General features: G+C 36.4%; 10 protein-coding genes. 3 read left to right on the top strand and 7 right to left on the bottom strand.

Annotated features, from left to right (window positions below):
* Positions 1-34 precede the first annotated feature (34 nt).
* From JF76_RS04450 to ezrA, 6 genes are all read right to left on the bottom strand, one after another.
* The gene (locus JF76_RS04450; RefSeq protein ID WP_045927984.1) at positions 35-715 is read right to left on the bottom strand and encodes an HAD family hydrolase; all 681 of its coding nucleotides are present in this window, start codon (positions 713-715) and stop codon (positions 35-37) included.
* Complete coding sequence (locus tag JF76_RS04445) at positions 696-1,973, bottom strand: bifunctional folylpolyglutamate synthase/dihydrofolate synthase (RefSeq protein WP_045927983.1); 1,278 nt, start codon at positions 1,971-1,973, stop codon at positions 696-698. The genes JF76_RS04450 and JF76_RS04445 overlap by 20 nt, the downstream gene beginning before the upstream one ends.
* A gap of 1 nt (position 1,974) precedes the next feature.
* A complete protein-coding gene (locus JF76_RS04440; protein WP_045927982.1) occupies positions 1,975-4,614 on the bottom strand; it encodes a valine--tRNA ligase in 2,640 nt (879 codons plus the stop codon).
* A gap of 269 nt (positions 4,615-4,883) precedes the next feature.
* On the bottom strand, positions 4,884-6,101 hold the full coding sequence (gene thiI, locus JF76_RS04435; protein WP_045927981.1) for a tRNA uracil 4-sulfurtransferase ThiI: 1,218 nt from the start codon (positions 6,099-6,101) through the stop codon (positions 4,884-4,886).
* 7 nt (positions 6,102-6,108) lie between these two features.
* A complete protein-coding gene (locus JF76_RS04430) occupies positions 6,109-7,266 on the bottom strand; it encodes a cysteine desulfurase family protein (RefSeq protein WP_045927980.1) in 1,158 nt (385 codons plus the stop codon).
* 159 nt (positions 7,267-7,425) lie between these two features.
* A complete protein-coding gene (gene ezrA, locus JF76_RS04425; RefSeq protein ID WP_045927979.1) occupies positions 7,426-9,144 on the bottom strand; it encodes a septation ring formation regulator EzrA in 1,719 nt (572 codons plus the stop codon).
* Between the two features lie 422 nt (positions 9,145-9,566).
* Between ezrA and rpsD the strand changes: the two genes are divergently transcribed.
* The 3 genes from rpsD to JF76_RS04410 all read left to right on the top strand — a co-directional run bounded on the left by rpsD (position 9,567) and on the right by JF76_RS04410 (position 12,019).
* Positions 9,567-10,178, top strand: a complete 612-nt coding sequence (rpsD, locus tag JF76_RS04420; protein ID WP_045927978.1) for a 30S ribosomal protein S4 — start codon at positions 9,567-9,569, stop codon at positions 10,176-10,178.
* A 71-nt stretch (positions 10,179-10,249) separates the two neighbouring features.
* The gene (locus JF76_RS04415; RefSeq protein ID WP_045927977.1) at positions 10,250-10,717 is read left to right on the top strand and encodes a YueI family protein; all 468 of its coding nucleotides are present in this window, start codon (positions 10,250-10,252) and stop codon (positions 10,715-10,717) included.
* Positions 10,718-12,019, top strand: coding sequence for a replication-associated recombination protein A (locus JF76_RS04410; RefSeq protein WP_045927976.1), 1,302 nt, complete (start codon positions 10,718-10,720; stop codon positions 12,017-12,019).
* A gap of 68 nt (positions 12,020-12,087) precedes the next feature.
* Here the strand turns inward: JF76_RS04410 and JF76_RS04405 are convergent, their stop codons facing one another.
* Entirely contained in the window at positions 12,088-16,614 is a 4,527-nt protein-coding gene (locus tag JF76_RS04405) for an SLAP domain-containing protein (RefSeq protein WP_045927975.1), read from the bottom strand.
* Between the last annotated feature and the right edge of the window lie 280 nt (positions 16,615-16,894).

Below are 16,894 nucleotides of genomic sequence, written 5' to 3'. Positions count from 1 at the left end.
AAACCATTCCTTTCACTATTAAATACGTTGAAAATTAACAAACCTTTTTCAGAAATTCATAAAAATCTTTACAGACAAATGCAGCATTTTGATAGTCGTTTTTACTTGCCGGAATTAAATCAGGCACCATTACGCACTTTAAACCTGCATTAACGGCCGCAAGCAATCCGGGAGAAGAATCTTCAAAGGCTAGAATTTTATTTTGAGGAACATGTAATTTTTGAGCAGCCAAAAGATAAATATCCGGAGCAGGCTTTGGCTGAACATTATTTTTTCTAACATCATCATAATTTAAATGAAACTGAAAATAATTGCGGCTACCTGTTGCCCACAAATTATGCTCTACCACATCTTCGGTGTTACTGGTAACCACTGCCATAGGTAAACCAGCTTTTTGAAAAAGATCAAGAGCTTCTTGGACTCCGGGGCGTAATTTTAGTTTACCTTCCTCGGTCCACTGCCACACCAACTCATCCGTACGCTTAATAAATTGGTCCCGCTGCTTCTTATTTTTAAAGTATTTACGATAAAAATCGTCCATATCAGTGGTTGTTGAGCCAACTAATTTAAGATAGATATCGTCTGGGGTACCTAGATTTGCTTCTTTAGCAGCCTGTATGTTAGCTTCCCAATACAAATTTTCAGAATTGACTAGCAATCCGTCCATATCGAATAATATTCCCTTAATTTCATCATTAAGACCTTGAACCTGCATTTTTTGTCTCCATTTGTAAAATATTTCCGACTAAATAAAACGATCCCGTCACTAGCAGTATATCATTTGTTTGACTCTTCTGCTTTAAACTCCTAAAAGATGTTTCCCAGTCAGCTTGGTATTGGTATTTTTCTTGAATCCAAGTCGGGAAATCTTTTTTCTTGGCTGCACGAGGATAATCAATTGTTGTAATGTATACTTCATCTTCTGGTTTAAACAATTTAAATACTTGCTCAATATCCTTATCTTTCATCATCATAATCAAAACTTTAACTTTGCCCTGTTTTTTCTTCTGGTCAAAATGAGCAAAATTAAGCAGGTTTTGCATGGCTTGAATATTATGTGCGCCATCAAGAATAACTAATGGGTTATTTTGCACTATTTGATAACGACCAGGAATTTTGGTTTGATTTATTGCCTCTTTAATTTCAGCTGCAGAAAGTTTCACTCCCAAAAGGCTAACAGCAGAAATAGCGATACCTACATCATAACCTTCTACTAAAGGTCTGGGTAAAAAGGAAATTTTCTTATTTTGATCTTGATAAGTTAAATTTTCTTGCAAGGAAATTTTAAAATCTTTTCCTAATAGTTTTATTGTCGCATGTTCTTTTTGTGCTTTTTGCTGAATTATGGGCAACACCTCTTTAGAAATATTACCCAAAACTACAGGACGATTCCTTTTAATTATTCCACTTTTTTCACGCGCAATATCCTGAAGTGTGGGTCCGATAATTTGTTCATGATCTAAACCAATCGTGGTAATTATGCTGACTTCAGGTGTAATCACGTTTGTCTTGTCATGTTCACCGCCTATACCGACTTCTATGACAGCATAATCACATTTTTTTCTTGCAAAATAGAAAAAGGCCATTACCACTTCATACTCAAAAGTTACTAAAGAAAAATTGTTGTTTGTTTTACGAATTTTTGTCAAAGCTGATTCTATGGCATTAGCTGTCTTTACTAAATCTGCGTCACTAATATTTTGCCCATTTAATTGAATACGTTCGTTAAATTCGAATACATATGGCGAAACAAAAAGGCCAGTCTTCTGACCGGCCTTTTGCAGCAAGCTGCTCAAATAGTATGAAGTAGATCCTTTACCATTAGTGCCCGTGACGTGAATTGTTTTAACTTTATCTTGCGGATTATCCAAAAAGGTCAGCACTTTTTTTATGTAAGATAGATCTGCCTTTTCATGTAATTTAGGAAGTGAATATAAATAATTAATCACATCTTGAGCTTTAGTAAAAGTCACATTATTCACTCTTCTTTAATTCTTGAATTCTTTCCTGAACACTTTGCAGTTGATTTTCATAAACAGCTTTTTTAGCTTTTTCCTTATTAATTACTGCTTCTGGTGCGTGAGCTACAAAGCCTTGATTGTTCAGTTTTTTGGTTGAGCGTTCAACTTCAGCTTGGAGATCTTTCTCCTCCTTTGTCATGCGCTTGATTTCGTCATCAATATTAACTAAATCGGCTAGTGGAACAAAAATTTGAGCTCCTGCAATCACAGCAGTTTTAGCTAATTTTGGAGCAGTTATATTGGCAGCAATAGTCAGGTTCTTCGGATGTAAGAAATTCTTGACGTAATCTTCGTTTTCAGTCAAAATCCGTTCATTATTGCTGTCTTCTAATTGAATCATAATATCAATCGGTGAAGAAAGTGGTGCATTAACTTCCATTCGAATATTACGTACAGCTTTAATAATTTCGATCAAGAAAGCCATATCGCGCCTTGCTTGATCATTAACAAATTCATCATGAGGTGTAGGGTACTTCGCAACCATGATTGATTTGCCTTCATGAGGCATTGATAGCCACAGCTTTTCAGTCACAAATGGCATAATTGGATGAAGCAAACGTAAAATTTGATCAAGAATCCAAATTAAATTCTCTTGTTTTCTAGTCTTCAGTTCTTCATCTGAACCATTAAGAGCAACTTTGGCCATTTCGATATACCAGTCGCAGAAATCATTCCAGATAAAGTTATAAAGTTCGCGCCCAGCTTCACCAAATTGATAATCATCAAATAAACGAATTACTTCACTTACAGTGTGATTTAAGCGGTCAAAAATCCAGCTGTCTGACAGATCAAACTTGCTGGTATCAGGCATATGAGCTGCTTTTGCATCTTCTGGTAAATTCATAATCACAAATCTGGCAGCATTCCAAATCTTATTAATGAAGTTCCATGCAGATGCCAATTGCTTAGGATTATAACGTGTATCCTGTCCAGGAGCTGTACCATTGAGCAAGAACCAGCGTAAAGCATCTGCACCATATTGATCAATAACATCCATTGGATCAACACCGTTACCCAGAGATTTACTCATCTTGCGACCTTGTTCATCACGAATCAAGCCGTGAAGAACAACATCATTAAATGGTCTCTTGTGGGTAAAATGCAGACTCTGGAAAATCATCCGTGAAACCCAGAAAAAGATAATATCATAACCGGTAACTAAAGCATCAGTTGGGAAATAGCGTTTAAAATCAGCAGAATCTTCATCAGGCCAGCCTAATGTTGAAAATGGCCATAAAGCACTTGAAAACCAGGTGTCTAGAACATCTGGGTCCTGTTTCCAGTTTTCAATGTCTTTTGGTGCTTCTTCGCCAACATACATTTCGCCAGTCTTCTTGTTATACCAAGCTGGAATTCTGTGTCCCCACCATAATTGACGTGAAATTACCCAGTCATGAACATCTTCCATCCAATGATTTAAAGTTTGTTCAAACCTCTTTGGTACAAAATTGACTTTGCCCGCAGTTTTTTGATTCTCTAAAACTTTATCCGCTAGAGGTTTCATCTTAACAAACCATTGAGTTGACAGACGTGGTTCAACTTGAACACCAGAACGTTCCGAGTGTCCAACTGAGTGTACAATTGGCTTAACTTTAATTAAGTAGCCTTGCTCCTTTAAATCTTTAACCAATGCTTCACGGCATTCAAAACGGTCCATACCTTCATACTTACCGGCATTTTCGTTCATAGTACCGTCGTCATTCATTACATTAATCCGTTTTAAGTTATGACGATTGCCTACCAAGAAGTCATTAGGATCATGAGCCGGAGTAATTTTTACCAAACCAGTACCAAATTCTGGATCAACGTGTTGATCTTCAATAATTGGAATATGACGTCCTACTATTGGCAAAATCAGTTCCTTGCCCACTATATCCTTGTAGCGTTCATCTCCAGGTGCCACAGCAACGGCAGTATCACCGAACATTGTCTCAGGACGAGTAGTAGCAATCTCAACAAAACTGGAACCATCAGCAAACGGATATTTAATATGGTAAAAAGCACCTTTATCGTCTTGGTGAATAACTTCAATGTCACTTAAAGCTGTTTGCAGCTCCGGATCCCAATTAATAATATATTCACCACGGTAAATTAGACCCTCATTATACAGTTGCACAAAAACGCGACGAACTGCCTTGGATAAGCCTTTATCCAAAGTGAATCTCTCTCTGGAATAGTCGAGAGACAGACCTAATTTTGCCCACTGACTCTTTATAATAGCAGCGTATTCATCTTTCCAGTCCCAAACTTGCTTAACAAAAGCTTCACGACCCATTTCATGTCGGTCTTTGCCTTGTTTGCGTAATTTTGCTTCAACTTTAGCTTGAGTTGCAATTCCTGCATGATCCATCCCTGGAAGATACAAAGTATCATAACCCTGCATCCTTTTGAGTCGAATTAATGTATCTTGAATTGCTGTATCCCAGGCATGCCCTAAGTGAAGTTTGCCAGTAACATTTGGTGGCGGAATAACAATAGAATATGGGTGTGCTTTTTTATCCCCGGATGGCTTGAACAAGTCTTGATCAAGCCACTTTTGGTATCTGCCTTGTTCGACTTCTTTCGGATCGTATTTTGGTGCTAAATCTGTCATAATTCTCCTCCCAATAAAAAAGTCCTAGACAAAATGTCTAGGACGATATAATTAACCGCGGTACCACCTAAGGTTAAGCAGAATAAATTCTGCTTCTCTTAAAAATGATAACGGCACATTTGCCGGATTAGCTTACTTTCAGTTCAGCCAACCAGTCCAATCGAGCTACCAATTAACCTTCATTCGGCTTTTCACCATCAACGAGCCTTTCTCTATCTATAAGGTTAATACCTCTCAATTATTGCTTTGGGCGTATTATAACATACTTTTTAAAGTAGTGAAGCATCTTCTTTTGCTTTATCTGCTAAAAACTTATCATTTGGATAAATCGAAGTCACTTGTATGCCCGCCAGTGCACGTTCAATTAAGCCATCTACATCAAGGCGATTTTCAAATTCACGTGCTTTTTCAATTTTTGGTTTTGTTTTTGGACGAGGAGGTGCAAAAATGGTGCAGCAATCTTCGAACGGCTGAATAGATAAATCAAATGTTCCAATTTCTTCTGCTAATTTAATGATTTCGGTTTTATCCATTGTAGCAACTGGTCTGACGACCGGTGTAGTGGTTACATCGTTAATTGCCGCCATTGACTCTAAAGTTTGTGAAGCGACTTGCCCAACAGACTCACCATTAAAAATAGCCAATCCTCTTCTTTTAGCTCTAATTTTATCAGCTAGCTGTAACATGAATCTTCTTTGCACAGTCATCAAGTAGCCCTCGGGAATTTTTTCCTTAATGGTTTCCTGAATTTCTGCAAACGGTACTGCAATGAAATTGATTTTACCAGCATAATTAGCCAAAATACCGGTTAATTCTTTAGCTTTATTCAAAGCTTTTTCGGTAGTATATGGTGGGCTGTAAAAATGCACCATATCAATATCAACACCACGTTTTAGGGCAAGATAGGAAGCCACTGGCGAATCAATGCCTCCAGATAGCATCATGACAGCTCGACCACCAGTACCAACTGGCATTCCCCCAGCGCCATGAAGCAGCTGGTTAGAAATGTAAACTGCATCTTTACGCACTTCAATTCTGAGCACAATGTCAGGATGTTTCATTTCTACCTTTAGATCATCCATGTGTGAAAAAAGGTAGTCACCAACCATTTTATTCAATTCATTAGTATCATATAAAAACTGATGGTCACTGCGCTTAGTGTTAACCTTGAAAGTCATTCCTTTTTTAAAAGTTTCTTTCATTAAAGCAAGTGCAGTTTTTTCAATTTCCGCCAGCGTTTTTTCTACTTTAATTGTTGGTGAATAAGTTTGTATGCCAAAAACTTTTTTTAAACGTTGGTCGACCTCTTCAAAAGGAGCATCGTTTAAAACAATATGCATCCGATCATGGCGTGGGTGAATTTCAACCTGTGGAAATTCACGCAGCACTTTAGTAACGTTACCGGCTAAGCGACCGATAAAATCTTTCCGGTTCTTTCCTTTTGTTGAAAGCTCACCGTAACGCACCATTATTTCAGTATATTTCATAAAAAATCTATTCTCCTAAATGATTAATTGGGGCAAAATGACGGTAAATTTTGTCAAAAACTCTTATAAACTCATCCGCTTCATCAAGCGTATTGGATTCATCAAAACTGAGACGAATTGCACTGGTGGCAATTTTATCATCAACATGCATTGCTACTAATGTGCTGGCTTGATCAACTTTAGTAGAGGAGCATGCGGAAGTAGTGGAAGTATAAATGTCATATTCTTCAAGTGTATGGACTAAAGTTTCTCCCCTGATGCCTTCAAGTGCAAAACATAAAATATGAGGCGCAAAATTGTCATCGACAGGAGAAAATATAGTTATGCCAGGCTTGCCCTGCAAATAATTTACTATTTTCTCCTTAATAGCAGCCTCTCTCGCGGCTTTTTCCGGTTCATTTTCTAAAAGTAAGCGTACAGCCTTAGCCATCCCCGCTATCGCCGGCAAATTTTCTGTGCCAGATCTAAGACCTTTTTCCTGTCCGCCACCATCATGTAAGGGATCCAGCATCTTGCCTTCTTTTTTATAAAGGACACCAGTACCTCTGGGTGCGTGAAATTTATGGGCGGAAAGGCTAGAGAAATCAACACGAGGAGTAAAAACTCGTGACCAAATATTTTTACCCAATGCCTGAACATTATCAACGTGAAAGCTCACAGTCGGATAGTTAGACAATAAATCACTGATCTCATCAATTGGCTGGATTGAACCAATCTCATTATTGACACCCATTATTGAAACTAATGTGGTGTCAGAATCAAGAGCATTGCGCAAATCATTGACATTGACACGCCCTTGTTTATCAACTGGCAAGTGAGTTACGCGAAAACCGATGTATTCCAGCGCATTAAAAGCATTAGCGACAGAAGCATGTTCAACACTCGATGTAATGAGATGCTTGCCAAATTGACGTTTTTGAAATGCTGTGCCCTTTATAGCCCAATTGTTTGATTCTGTACCACCGGAAGTAAAGAAAATTTCATCCTGCTTTGTACCCAAAAGATTAGCAATCTGTTTACGCGAGCTTTCCAAAAGTTGGTAAGCACGGTCTCCCAGTTTATGTAAACTAGATGGATTACCCCAAATAGTTTGTGCTACTTTATCATAAGTCGCTAAAACAGCAGGATCAATTTTGGTCGTGGCGCTGTTATCAAAGTAAATCACGGAATTTCTCCTCCAATACACTACAAGGTCAGCTATTAACTTATAAATTGTAACTTAAAATAAACTCAGCTTCAATTATTTATTCATTAGCAATAAAAAAGCCTTAAAATCATTTACAAATTTTAAAGCTGAAATTTTTCAACAAAAAGTTAGCAGTATTTAGTCATTATTTTTCTTATCCGAATAATATAAATTTTCTAAACGCTGGTACGAACCCGGTTCCATTTTTTCAATAGCAGTTGCAATGGTATCAAGAGCATCCTTATAATTATAATCCTGCTCATAAAGATCCATTGCCTTTTTCTGAGCACTTTGTATTGAACCATTGTCAGAATATTTGTTTGAATACTGCAAAGTCAGTTGGACTAAATCCGCAGAATTAATAATGTCATCAGCTTCTCTTTTTAGTCTTTCAACGTCATCAGAGATTTGGATTAATTCCTGAGAAATTTTTTCCATATTTAAACGAACTTGACTCAATTCTTTTGCTACATGACCGATTTCATTAACAACTAGAGTATACATTTGAACAAAAGAATCCGGATTACCTGGCAAATTTTTACGTTCTAACCGCCGATAAACTAAAGACACTTCTTGTTTAAAACGATTGATTGAATCATTAGCAACATTCTCCGAATCATAAAGGCCATCGACGTCTTGCGACATTGTCTTTTGCTGATTGCTAATTTCACGTAGACGGTCAAGCATGTTTAACCACGATGACTTGATTTGTGAATAAACTCCTTTGCCATCAGCAACATTTTGCGTGTCAACTGTATATTGCCGTTCCATGTCATTGACTTCCTGCTCTAGTTGTCTGCTGGTAGCAAGCTCATTATGCGTAAGCTCGTAACTCTCATCGATGTGACGCAATTTGGCCACTAAGTTTTTGGACTCAACCTGTTCATGAGCAAGAAGTCTCTGGATTTTGTCCTGATTTTCTTCTACAAAAGGTCTTGCCTTATATTCATTAGCCAAAGTATCGTATAGAGCAGCAATTTCCTTTTTGATTTTTGCAATACTTGTGTTTAAATCAGATATTTTTAATTCTGTCAGTAATCTTGCTGCATCAGCCACTTGACCGCGAATTTTTTTAATTTCGGCTAAAACGTCAACTTGAGTAATGTAGTATTTTGAAGACATCATTTTCTTATAACTATCAGAAAGCTCATCCAGTTGGTCTTTAAAAACTGTATCAATTTGGTGACACGCATTTTTAACTTCTGGAAGAACGGAACTGATATTTGTCAAAGCTACTTTAATCTTTGATAAAATACGCTTTGCCTCAACCTGGTCTCCTTGAGCAGTCAAACTCTTGGCTTCTGAAAAGTCAGTTTCCATATTGGTCAAATCAGTTTCAATTTTATCAAGTGCAGTACCATATTCGTATGAATTTGCCAAAACCCCCTTACGCAATTCTTTAAATTGATTGAATAAGTCATTATATTGCTTTTGGTTTTCACGGTTTGATTCAAGTAATTCGGTAAAAACTTCCTTTGTGTTTTTAGCGTCTTTATAAGTTGAACCCATGATTTCCTGAGCCTGTTTAATATTTTTGTGGGCCTTAAATATTTGATAATGAGCGTTTTGGTCAGCAGCTTGTTCAAGAAAACTCTGTGCAGCAGGAATTTTTTTAGTTGATGCCTGCTCATAGCTTTTGCGCCAAGTAGTCAGTGTGGTCAGACTCTCACCTGCTAAATCCATTTTATCCAGATTAATAATGTCTGTTTCTAAATGCATTTTGGCAATTTTAGTGATCAAATCGTCCAATTCAAGAATCTGCCTTAATTGGCGTCGATTGACTATGATCATAAGTGCTATAATTATAATAATGATTAAAATTGCAATGATTACAACTATGGATTGAGTCGATGACATATTCTTCCTCCAAAACTAACCCAATTATACCAAACTTCTACATTATTGTGGGCAAGAGTTTTTTAAACTAGCATATTTCATTATGCTATAAAAATTGATATGCAGTATTGATAAATGCTACCTTACTTTTAAACAAAATATTGACTTTTATATGTCTTTATAAACCAAATTTTCTTTTTTTTCCTATAATAATTAAAGCAGTCAATGTTTTCCTTGCTTTAATAAGTCAATACAACTATAATATAAAACGTGTAAAATATTTGCAGCTATAAGTGGCAAGAACGTCAACATCTTAATACGTTTTAGTGAACGAGTAACCGACGCTGCAATAGGCGAAAATGAAAATTAAGATGCACGAATGTTAAGCTTATACGTAATTATTTTACTCCAAAAACTGTTATCAGATTTTATTGGAGGATTTTATGTCAAGATATACAGGTCCAAGTTGGAAACGTTCCAGAAGATTAGGAATCTCACTTTCAGGCACTGGTAAGGAGCTTAGCCGTCGTAACTACGCTCCTGGTCAACACGGTCCTAATTCACGTGGTCGTTTATCAGAATACGGCGAGCAATTGCACGAAAAGCAAAAGTTACGTTGGATGTATGGTTTAAACGAGCGTCAATTTAGAACTTTGTTCAAACGTGCTGGTAAGATTCGTGAAGGTGAACACGGTACTAACTTTATGGCTTTGCTTGAATGTCGCTTAGACAGCATTGTTTACCGCTTAGGTTTTGCTACTACTAGAGAACAGGCAAGACAATTGGTTAACCACGGTCACATTACTGTTGATGGCAAGCGTGTTGATATTCCTTCATACGAAGTCAAGGTTGGTCAAACCATTGGCCTCAAGGAAAAGTCAAAGAACTTGCAACAAGTTAAGGATGCACTGGAAGCAGTTGTATCCCGTCCATCCTTTGTTTCATTTGATGAGAACAAAGTAGAAGGTTCACTTGTTCGTCTTCCAGAACGTGATGAAATGGAACCAGAAATTAACGAAGCTCTAGTTGTTGAATACTACAACAAGTTACTTTAATTTCTACATTTTCACAAAACCCCTTTCCTACTTGGAGAGGGGTTTTTGCTACCCGAAAGGAAATCTCATCAATGACTGAAGATTTAAATACCAGAGTTTCAAATGCTGCACAAGGCATCACACCACAGACAAAACCTGACGAACGCAGAAGATTTTTAGGGTCTCTTCGTGAACGAGTTTTGGTTAGAATGACTAATTCTGAAGTGCAGGATCCCAAATTAACCAGCCTTTTTTTACAGCATTTCAAAGATTATGTCGGTTACAATATACTGATAAACGGTAATTTGCATGATAATTTTGTTGATCAGGTAGAAACTTATTGTAGCAAATACGAAACTTCTTTTACCATTGTTAATAATGAGACAGCTAAAACGGGGCCTGATGATTCAGCAATTTTAGTGGTAGCTTCCAGTGCCATTAACAAAATGCGCATTGAAATAAGTCAAGTTTATCCACCGGAAATGCCAAAAGCTCAGCTTGCTAATATAAATCAAAAAAAAGCTGGCTTTTGGCATAGGCTTTTCCACGGAGACAATTAAATGAAGCCATTAGCTTATAGAATGAGACCGCAAAATTTGAATGAAGTTGTTGGTCAACAACATTTAATTGGTCCCGGAAAAATTATTCGGAGAATGGTCGAAGCCAAAATGCTATCTTCGATGATTCTTTATGGCCCCCCTGGAATCGGCAAAACCAGTATTGCCAGTGCTATTGCAGGCTCCACTAAATATGCCTTTCGCCAGCTTAACGCTGCCACTGATAGCAAAAAGCAGTTAGAACAAGTAGCAGCTGAAGGAAAATTAAGTGGAACTGTCATACTGTTACTAGACGAAATTCATCGGTTAGATAAAACGAAACAGGATTTTCTCTTGCCACTTTTAGAGTCAGGACAAATTATTTTAATTGGGGCGACAACTGAAAACCCCTATATTGCTATCTCCCCCGCTATTCGTTCTCGCTGTCAGATTTTTGAACTAAAACCACTGGCAAAAGAAGACGTAAATAAGGCAATTGACCGTGCGCTTATAGATGATAAAAATGGTTTAGGAAAATACCATGTAAAATTAACTAATGATGCCAGAGAATTATTGGTGCAAAAAGGCAACGGTGATTTACGCGCCACATTAAATGGACTGGAACTGGCAGTGCGATCAACCAAGCAGGAAATGATTGCAGCTGGTCAAAATGATGAAGATGAAATAACTATAAATCAAGATGAAATGGCTAATTCTATTCAGTTACGCAGTCAAAACTTTGACGCCAAAGGTGACGGTCATTATGATTTGGTATCAGCTTTCCAAAAATCAATTCGTGGTTCTGATACGGATGCATCTTTGCATTATTTGGCCAGATTAATTGAATCAGGAGATTTAGTGGCAATCTGCCGACGATTAAGTGTAATTGCTTATGAAGATATCGGTCTAGCAAATCCCGCTGCTGTGCAGCACACACAAATTGCCATTCAAGCAGCAAAGAATCTGGGATTTCCAGAAGCGCGCATCCCCTTAGCTAATGCAGTAATAGAATTGGCATTATCGCCCAAGAGCAATAGCGCTATTAGTGCCATTGATTCAGCCTTGCAAGATGTAAAAAATAAAGATTATGGCGGAATACCGGCGGACTTAAAAGATGCTCATTACTCTGGAGCCACAAAATTAGGGCATGGCAAAGGTTATATTTACCCTCACTCTTTTGCAAGCGATTGGGTACCACAACAGTATCTACCAGATAAACTGGTTGGGAAAAAATATTTTCAACCTAAAGGTAATTCTAAAATTGAAAAAGGATTAAAAAAACAATACGAAACTTTGCATGAAATGCAGAAAAATGGTTTAAAATAATAAAATAATTCAAAAAGTGCCACAATTTTTTACTATTGTGACACTTTTCTTGTTATCAGCTAGTTAAACTATCCTTTAACATTTGCTTTCTTTACAAATTTACTGGTAGTTACAGTGTAGTACTTTTTACCTTTAATTCTGACTGGTGTTCCGTAAGTATTTACAGACTTATGCTTTTTCAAGACCTTTTTACCCAGGCGATTACCATATTTACTGTATACATAAGCATTATGCTTCAATTTCAGTTTCTTGGCATCGATATTTCCTGCAGCTATATACAAGCCATTTTCAAGTGCATAATACACTCTCTTATTGATAACTTTTTGAGTTGAAACATCAATCGTGGAACCGGCATTTATTACCAATCCGTTTGCACGAACACCGTTTTCATCATAAAGATAGGCATTGTGCATTACCTTTTTGTTGATAATTACTTGAGATTGATCAGCTGCATCAACTGCAGCAACTTCTTTTGCTTTCTTTACAGTTGTTTTTGCCTTATGACTTGTGAAGTTTGCTGCCTTGACGAAACGGTTTTTGGCAACAATATAGTATTTCTTGCCCCGAATCTTAACAGAACTGCCATAAGTCCTAACTGCCTTACCGGCTTTAAGCTTACCATATTTCCTGACACGTTTGCCGTATTGATTATAAATGTAAGCATTATTATGCAATTGTTTAGCGGTACCTTTGACATTGCCAGCCGCAACATAGTATTTCTTACCGTTTGCTCCCTGGTCTACTAAAACATAATATTGTCTATTATTGATTGTCTCAGTACCAATCGTTTCAAGTATCGAACTAATCCCTAAGATAATTCCATTGGCACGATGAGTGCTATTATCATAAAGATAGGCATTGTGGTTTAGAACAACTCTTACTTTCTTAGCTATTTCCTGGTTCTTTTCTGGTGTATTAGGAGTCAGGTTGTTTTGATTGTTATCAGGATTAGTATTAGTTATATTCGTGATCTGATTGCTACCGCCACCTGAATTAATAATGTTGGTAACATTCACATTAGTATCAGTTGCATCACGATGTAGTTGATCTATGCCATCATTACGCTTTTGGGTAATGAGTTCGCTTACTGCTGGACTTTCTTTTATGCGATTAGTTGCTTCATCAAAATCCTTTTGAATTTGCTGCTTTATCTTATCCTTAACAGTGGAACTGTAATCAGTATTACTGTCTACAATATTGTCAGCAGCTGTCTTTGCATCAGATAAAGCTCCGTTAGCAATTAATTTTTCACCAGCGAGTTCAGTTGCTAAATCCGTCGGATTAGAACTAAGATCCTTTTTGGCATCTTCATAATTCTTATCGGTCTGATCATGATTAACGGTTGGACCAAATTTTTGTAACTTGTCAATTGCAGCCTTATGAGCTTTAGCAAGACGTTCAAGCAAAACATCCGGATCATGCTGCAGAACATTTTCTCCTTCTTGACTATCAGCAATCGATTCACTGATAATCTTGTTAACAGCTTCATTACGGACAGTATCTATACCTTCTGTATCGGAAGGTTTATCTAATGTACCCGACTGATCTTTAGATCCGTTTGCTTCAAGTACATCTTTCTCAATTTGATTCTTTAAAGCCTTCTTTTCATTATCGGTATAATCAGTATCATCCTTATGTTTTAGACTATCAACTCGTGTTTTTGCGTTTGTACCGGTATCACGAACCTCGCCTTTAGCCAATTCCCTTTCGGCTGCTATTTCTTTTGCGTTAACCTCTTCAACCGATTTACCAGTGATGTCCTTATTAGAGTTAAATGCCTTATCAACTTCAGTGGTCGTAGCGCTATCAGTAAATGCCTTCTTCAGTCTTACAACAGCTGCTTTGTATTTTTTCTCAAACTCATCATTTGCATACCTAATAGCATTTTCTAAGTCTGTTTTTTCACTATCCTGAAGTGCTTTTATCTTGTTAATTGCATTTTCAGTAATTTTTTCAATTTTTGCAACAGTCTCTGAATCTTCAATGTCACTATTAGCTTGAGTTACAATTTCTGTAACGGCAGCTTGTCCCTTAGGACTTAAGACTTTATTTGCCTCTGCAGCAGCATCTTGAATCTTATCTTTACCTGCCAGTTTTGCAAAAGAGACCTCGGCATTAGTAGCAATTGTATTGAAATTTTGTTTTGCGTTACTTACTGCAGCAATAATAGCATCTACATTTGTAGCATTATCAATTTTATCTTCTGCAGCAGTCCTGGCATCATTTATAGCTTTAATAGCAGTATCGTACTCATCTTTTTTAGCAGTTCTTTCAGCTTCGGTTAATTTTTCATAAGCTTTTTTGACACGATCAAGTGCTGCACTTGCATCTACATTGACTGTATCTTTACTGCTGCTTTTAGCGTTAGACAAGTCATTATTTTCTTTATTGTCAGCTGTATTTTTAATTTGTTTAATTCCGTCGATAATATATTCCCGAATCTTGGTCACATCGTGAATGGTTTTAGCCAAGTCAACGGTTGTTTCCTTAATAATCTCATCAACAGCATTCCGATCTTTCGGGTCCTTTAAATTCTGTTTGACAATATCACTTATTTGTTGAATAATTTCTTTTGCTGCCTCCTTGGCAAATTCTAGTGAAGTATCATCTGCTACACCATTAATCTTATCAATTCCGGTTTTAGATATGGTGCTTACAGCATTTTTATCTGTAGCACTTGAAACTGCTGTTTCAGCATCATTTTTAACTTTTTCAATAGTTTCTAATGCAGTTTCAAGTTTGTCTTTTTCTTTATCTAGGCCACTAGTGTCCAAGTGATTAAATTCATCTTCAACTTTATTCTTGGCATTTTCGGCTGCATTTTCAACTCTTATTTTCTCAATAAGTTTAGCCCTTTCAAGATCAGTTAAATAAGCTGCTTGCTCAATCGCATCAATAGTAGCTTCTCCAGCTTTTTCAGCCGCATCTGCCCTCTCAACAGTAGGTTGCTGTCCAACTATATTTTTGGCATCATCACGAGCCTGACCGATTGCCTCTATTGCTTTTTCTTTATCAGCTTCTGATAAATTAGAATTATTGATATTTTCAGTTGCTTTTTGTGTATGATCATCAAGTTGCTTTTGGTCTGACGCAATTTTTTTATTCAGATTTTGAGCATCCACTACTACCCTACCCATATTTAAATGACCAGCATTTTCTTCTTTATCAACTTGGTCAAAATCGACAGCATTTTCTATATTACTGATAGCAGTCTGATAATACAAGTTAACTTTATCTTTTAGAGTACTCTTATTTTCAGCACTAATATTTGGTAAACCATCAATATCTTCATTATCACAGAACTGTACGTCACCTAACTTTTTACTAGCAGCTAATTTATATTGATTAAGCTTATTTAATGCATCTGATTTGACAGCATCAATATCTCTTATAGCTTTACTCGTTATTTCAAATACTTTTTGAAGGGAGTCAGCAGTGGCAAAATCTGTATCAGCTTGGCTTAAAATTTCATTAACCAAGTCTTTGTCAGCTTGACTTGATAAGCTATCACTAACTTTATCTGCTCCTTCTCCAACTAGGTCCTTGGCAAGTGCAGTGGCAAAAGCAATTTTCGCTTTGTCTACTGTTTTAAAAAACTTATCAACAGCCGTTTTCACTATATTTGTTATGGAATTAGCGTCATCAGCTTTATCAATTTGATCATTCGCCTCTGTTGCAGTTGCCTCAATGTCATCAAGAGCAGCTACACATTTTTTTCCAGTTTCAGTCCTATTAGTCGTACTAAGTTTGCTATAAGCTTCAAGTATCTGATTTTTTGCAGCATTAGCTGCAGAATTTATATTGGCATGACTATTAGCTTTACTTGCTGCTAATTTAGCTTGTTCGTCAACGTTTGCTTTGCTTGTAATAGCATCAATAGTTGTCTTTTTGGCAAAATGCAGTTCTGCAGCCGCTGCAAGATTTAAAATGTCCCTAATAGCAGTTTCTGCTGTTGAATCTATTTCTTCGACATTTTTTCCTGCATTGAGTTTAGCTATCACATCAGTATCAATTTTATCAATCTGAGCCAAATAATCATTTTTAGTGTTCAAGTCGTCTTGATCTTTTGAGGAAGAACTATATGCATTATTTACTCTAATTTGCACAGTTTGAATTGTAGATGTTATATCAAATTTTCTATTATTTCGTACTGATTCAATATCACCTTGATCGGATCCATCTTTTTTCAAGTGTTCTTTAGTAAGACCGTTTTTTGCAACTTGATCAGTATCAGCTTTTTTAGCAACGTCTGTTTGAACACCTGAAACAGTATTATCAGGTGCAGACTTTTGGACAGAGGAAGTGCTTGCGGCATTTTTCTTGTCACCATCAGTCCCAGTATTTTTACTAGAACCAAGTTTGACAACATTATCATTAACATGAGGTTTATCAGAAACTGATTCTGTTTTAGCATCGGCTTGCTGTGCTGTCGATTCAGTATCAGCTTTAACTGTTTGACTGCCAGCTCCGAAAAAAGCGTATCCCAATAAAACAGAAGCTACTCCAATTGTTAATTTGCGAATTGAAAAATGATCCTGCCTTGCTTGTAATTTCATTTTTCTTAATTTCTCATTATAGTTATTCTTACTTAGCATTATTAGTCCTTCCTTGTTATTTAGACGCACCTAAATTTTATAACATTTGTTATTTACTGTCAATATAATGTATATTTTTTTGTATTTAATTATAAATATTACTTATTTTAATATAAGTAGTATTACATCTGTTATATTTATTTAATTTTTAATATCAAAAGTCAAAGTAAATATAGCAGTTTTAATACTCGTATAAGCATGAAAATTTGGTTTTTAATAAATATATTTATACAAAATCTTGTTATAGATTATATTTATATATAAATATATTTTATTTTAA

Origin of the sequence: Lactobacillus kullabergensis, from assembly GCF_000967195.1 — a bacterium.
Taxonomy (GTDB): Bacteria; Bacillota; Bacilli; order Lactobacillales; family Lactobacillaceae; genus Lactobacillus; species Lactobacillus kullabergensis.
Note: the sequence above shows the minus strand (reverse complement) of the source record. Positions and strands in the feature narration are given on the sequence as shown.

Bases quoted from the DNA above. Each gene is read 5' to 3' on its own strand.
- rpsD (WP_045927978.1), top strand. From the start codon at position 9,567: ATGTCAAGATATACAGGTCCAAGTTGGAAACGTTCCAGAAGATTAGGA.
- JF76_RS04410 (WP_045927976.1), top strand. From the start codon at position 10,718: ATGAAGCCATTAGCTTATAGAATGAGACCGCAAAATTTGAATGAAGTT.
- JF76_RS04440 (WP_045927982.1), bottom strand. From the start codon at position 4,614: ATGACAGATTTAGCACCAAAATACGATCCGAAAGAAGTCGAACAAGGC.
- ezrA (WP_045927979.1), bottom strand. From the start codon at position 9,144: ATGTCATCGACTCAATCCATAGTTGTAATCATTGCAATTTTAATCATT.
- JF76_RS04405 (WP_045927975.1), bottom strand. From the start codon at position 16,614: ATGCTAAGTAAGAATAACTATAATGAGAAATTAAGAAAAATGAAATTA.
- thiI (WP_045927981.1), bottom strand. From the start codon at position 6,101: ATGAAATATACTGAAATAATGGTGCGTTACGGTGAGCTTTCAACAAAA.
- JF76_RS04450 (WP_045927984.1), bottom strand. From the start codon at position 715: ATGCAGGTTCAAGGTCTTAATGATGAAATTAAGGGAATATTATTCGAT.
- JF76_RS04415 (WP_045927977.1), top strand. From the start codon at position 10,250: ATGACTGAAGATTTAAATACCAGAGTTTCAAATGCTGCACAAGGCATC.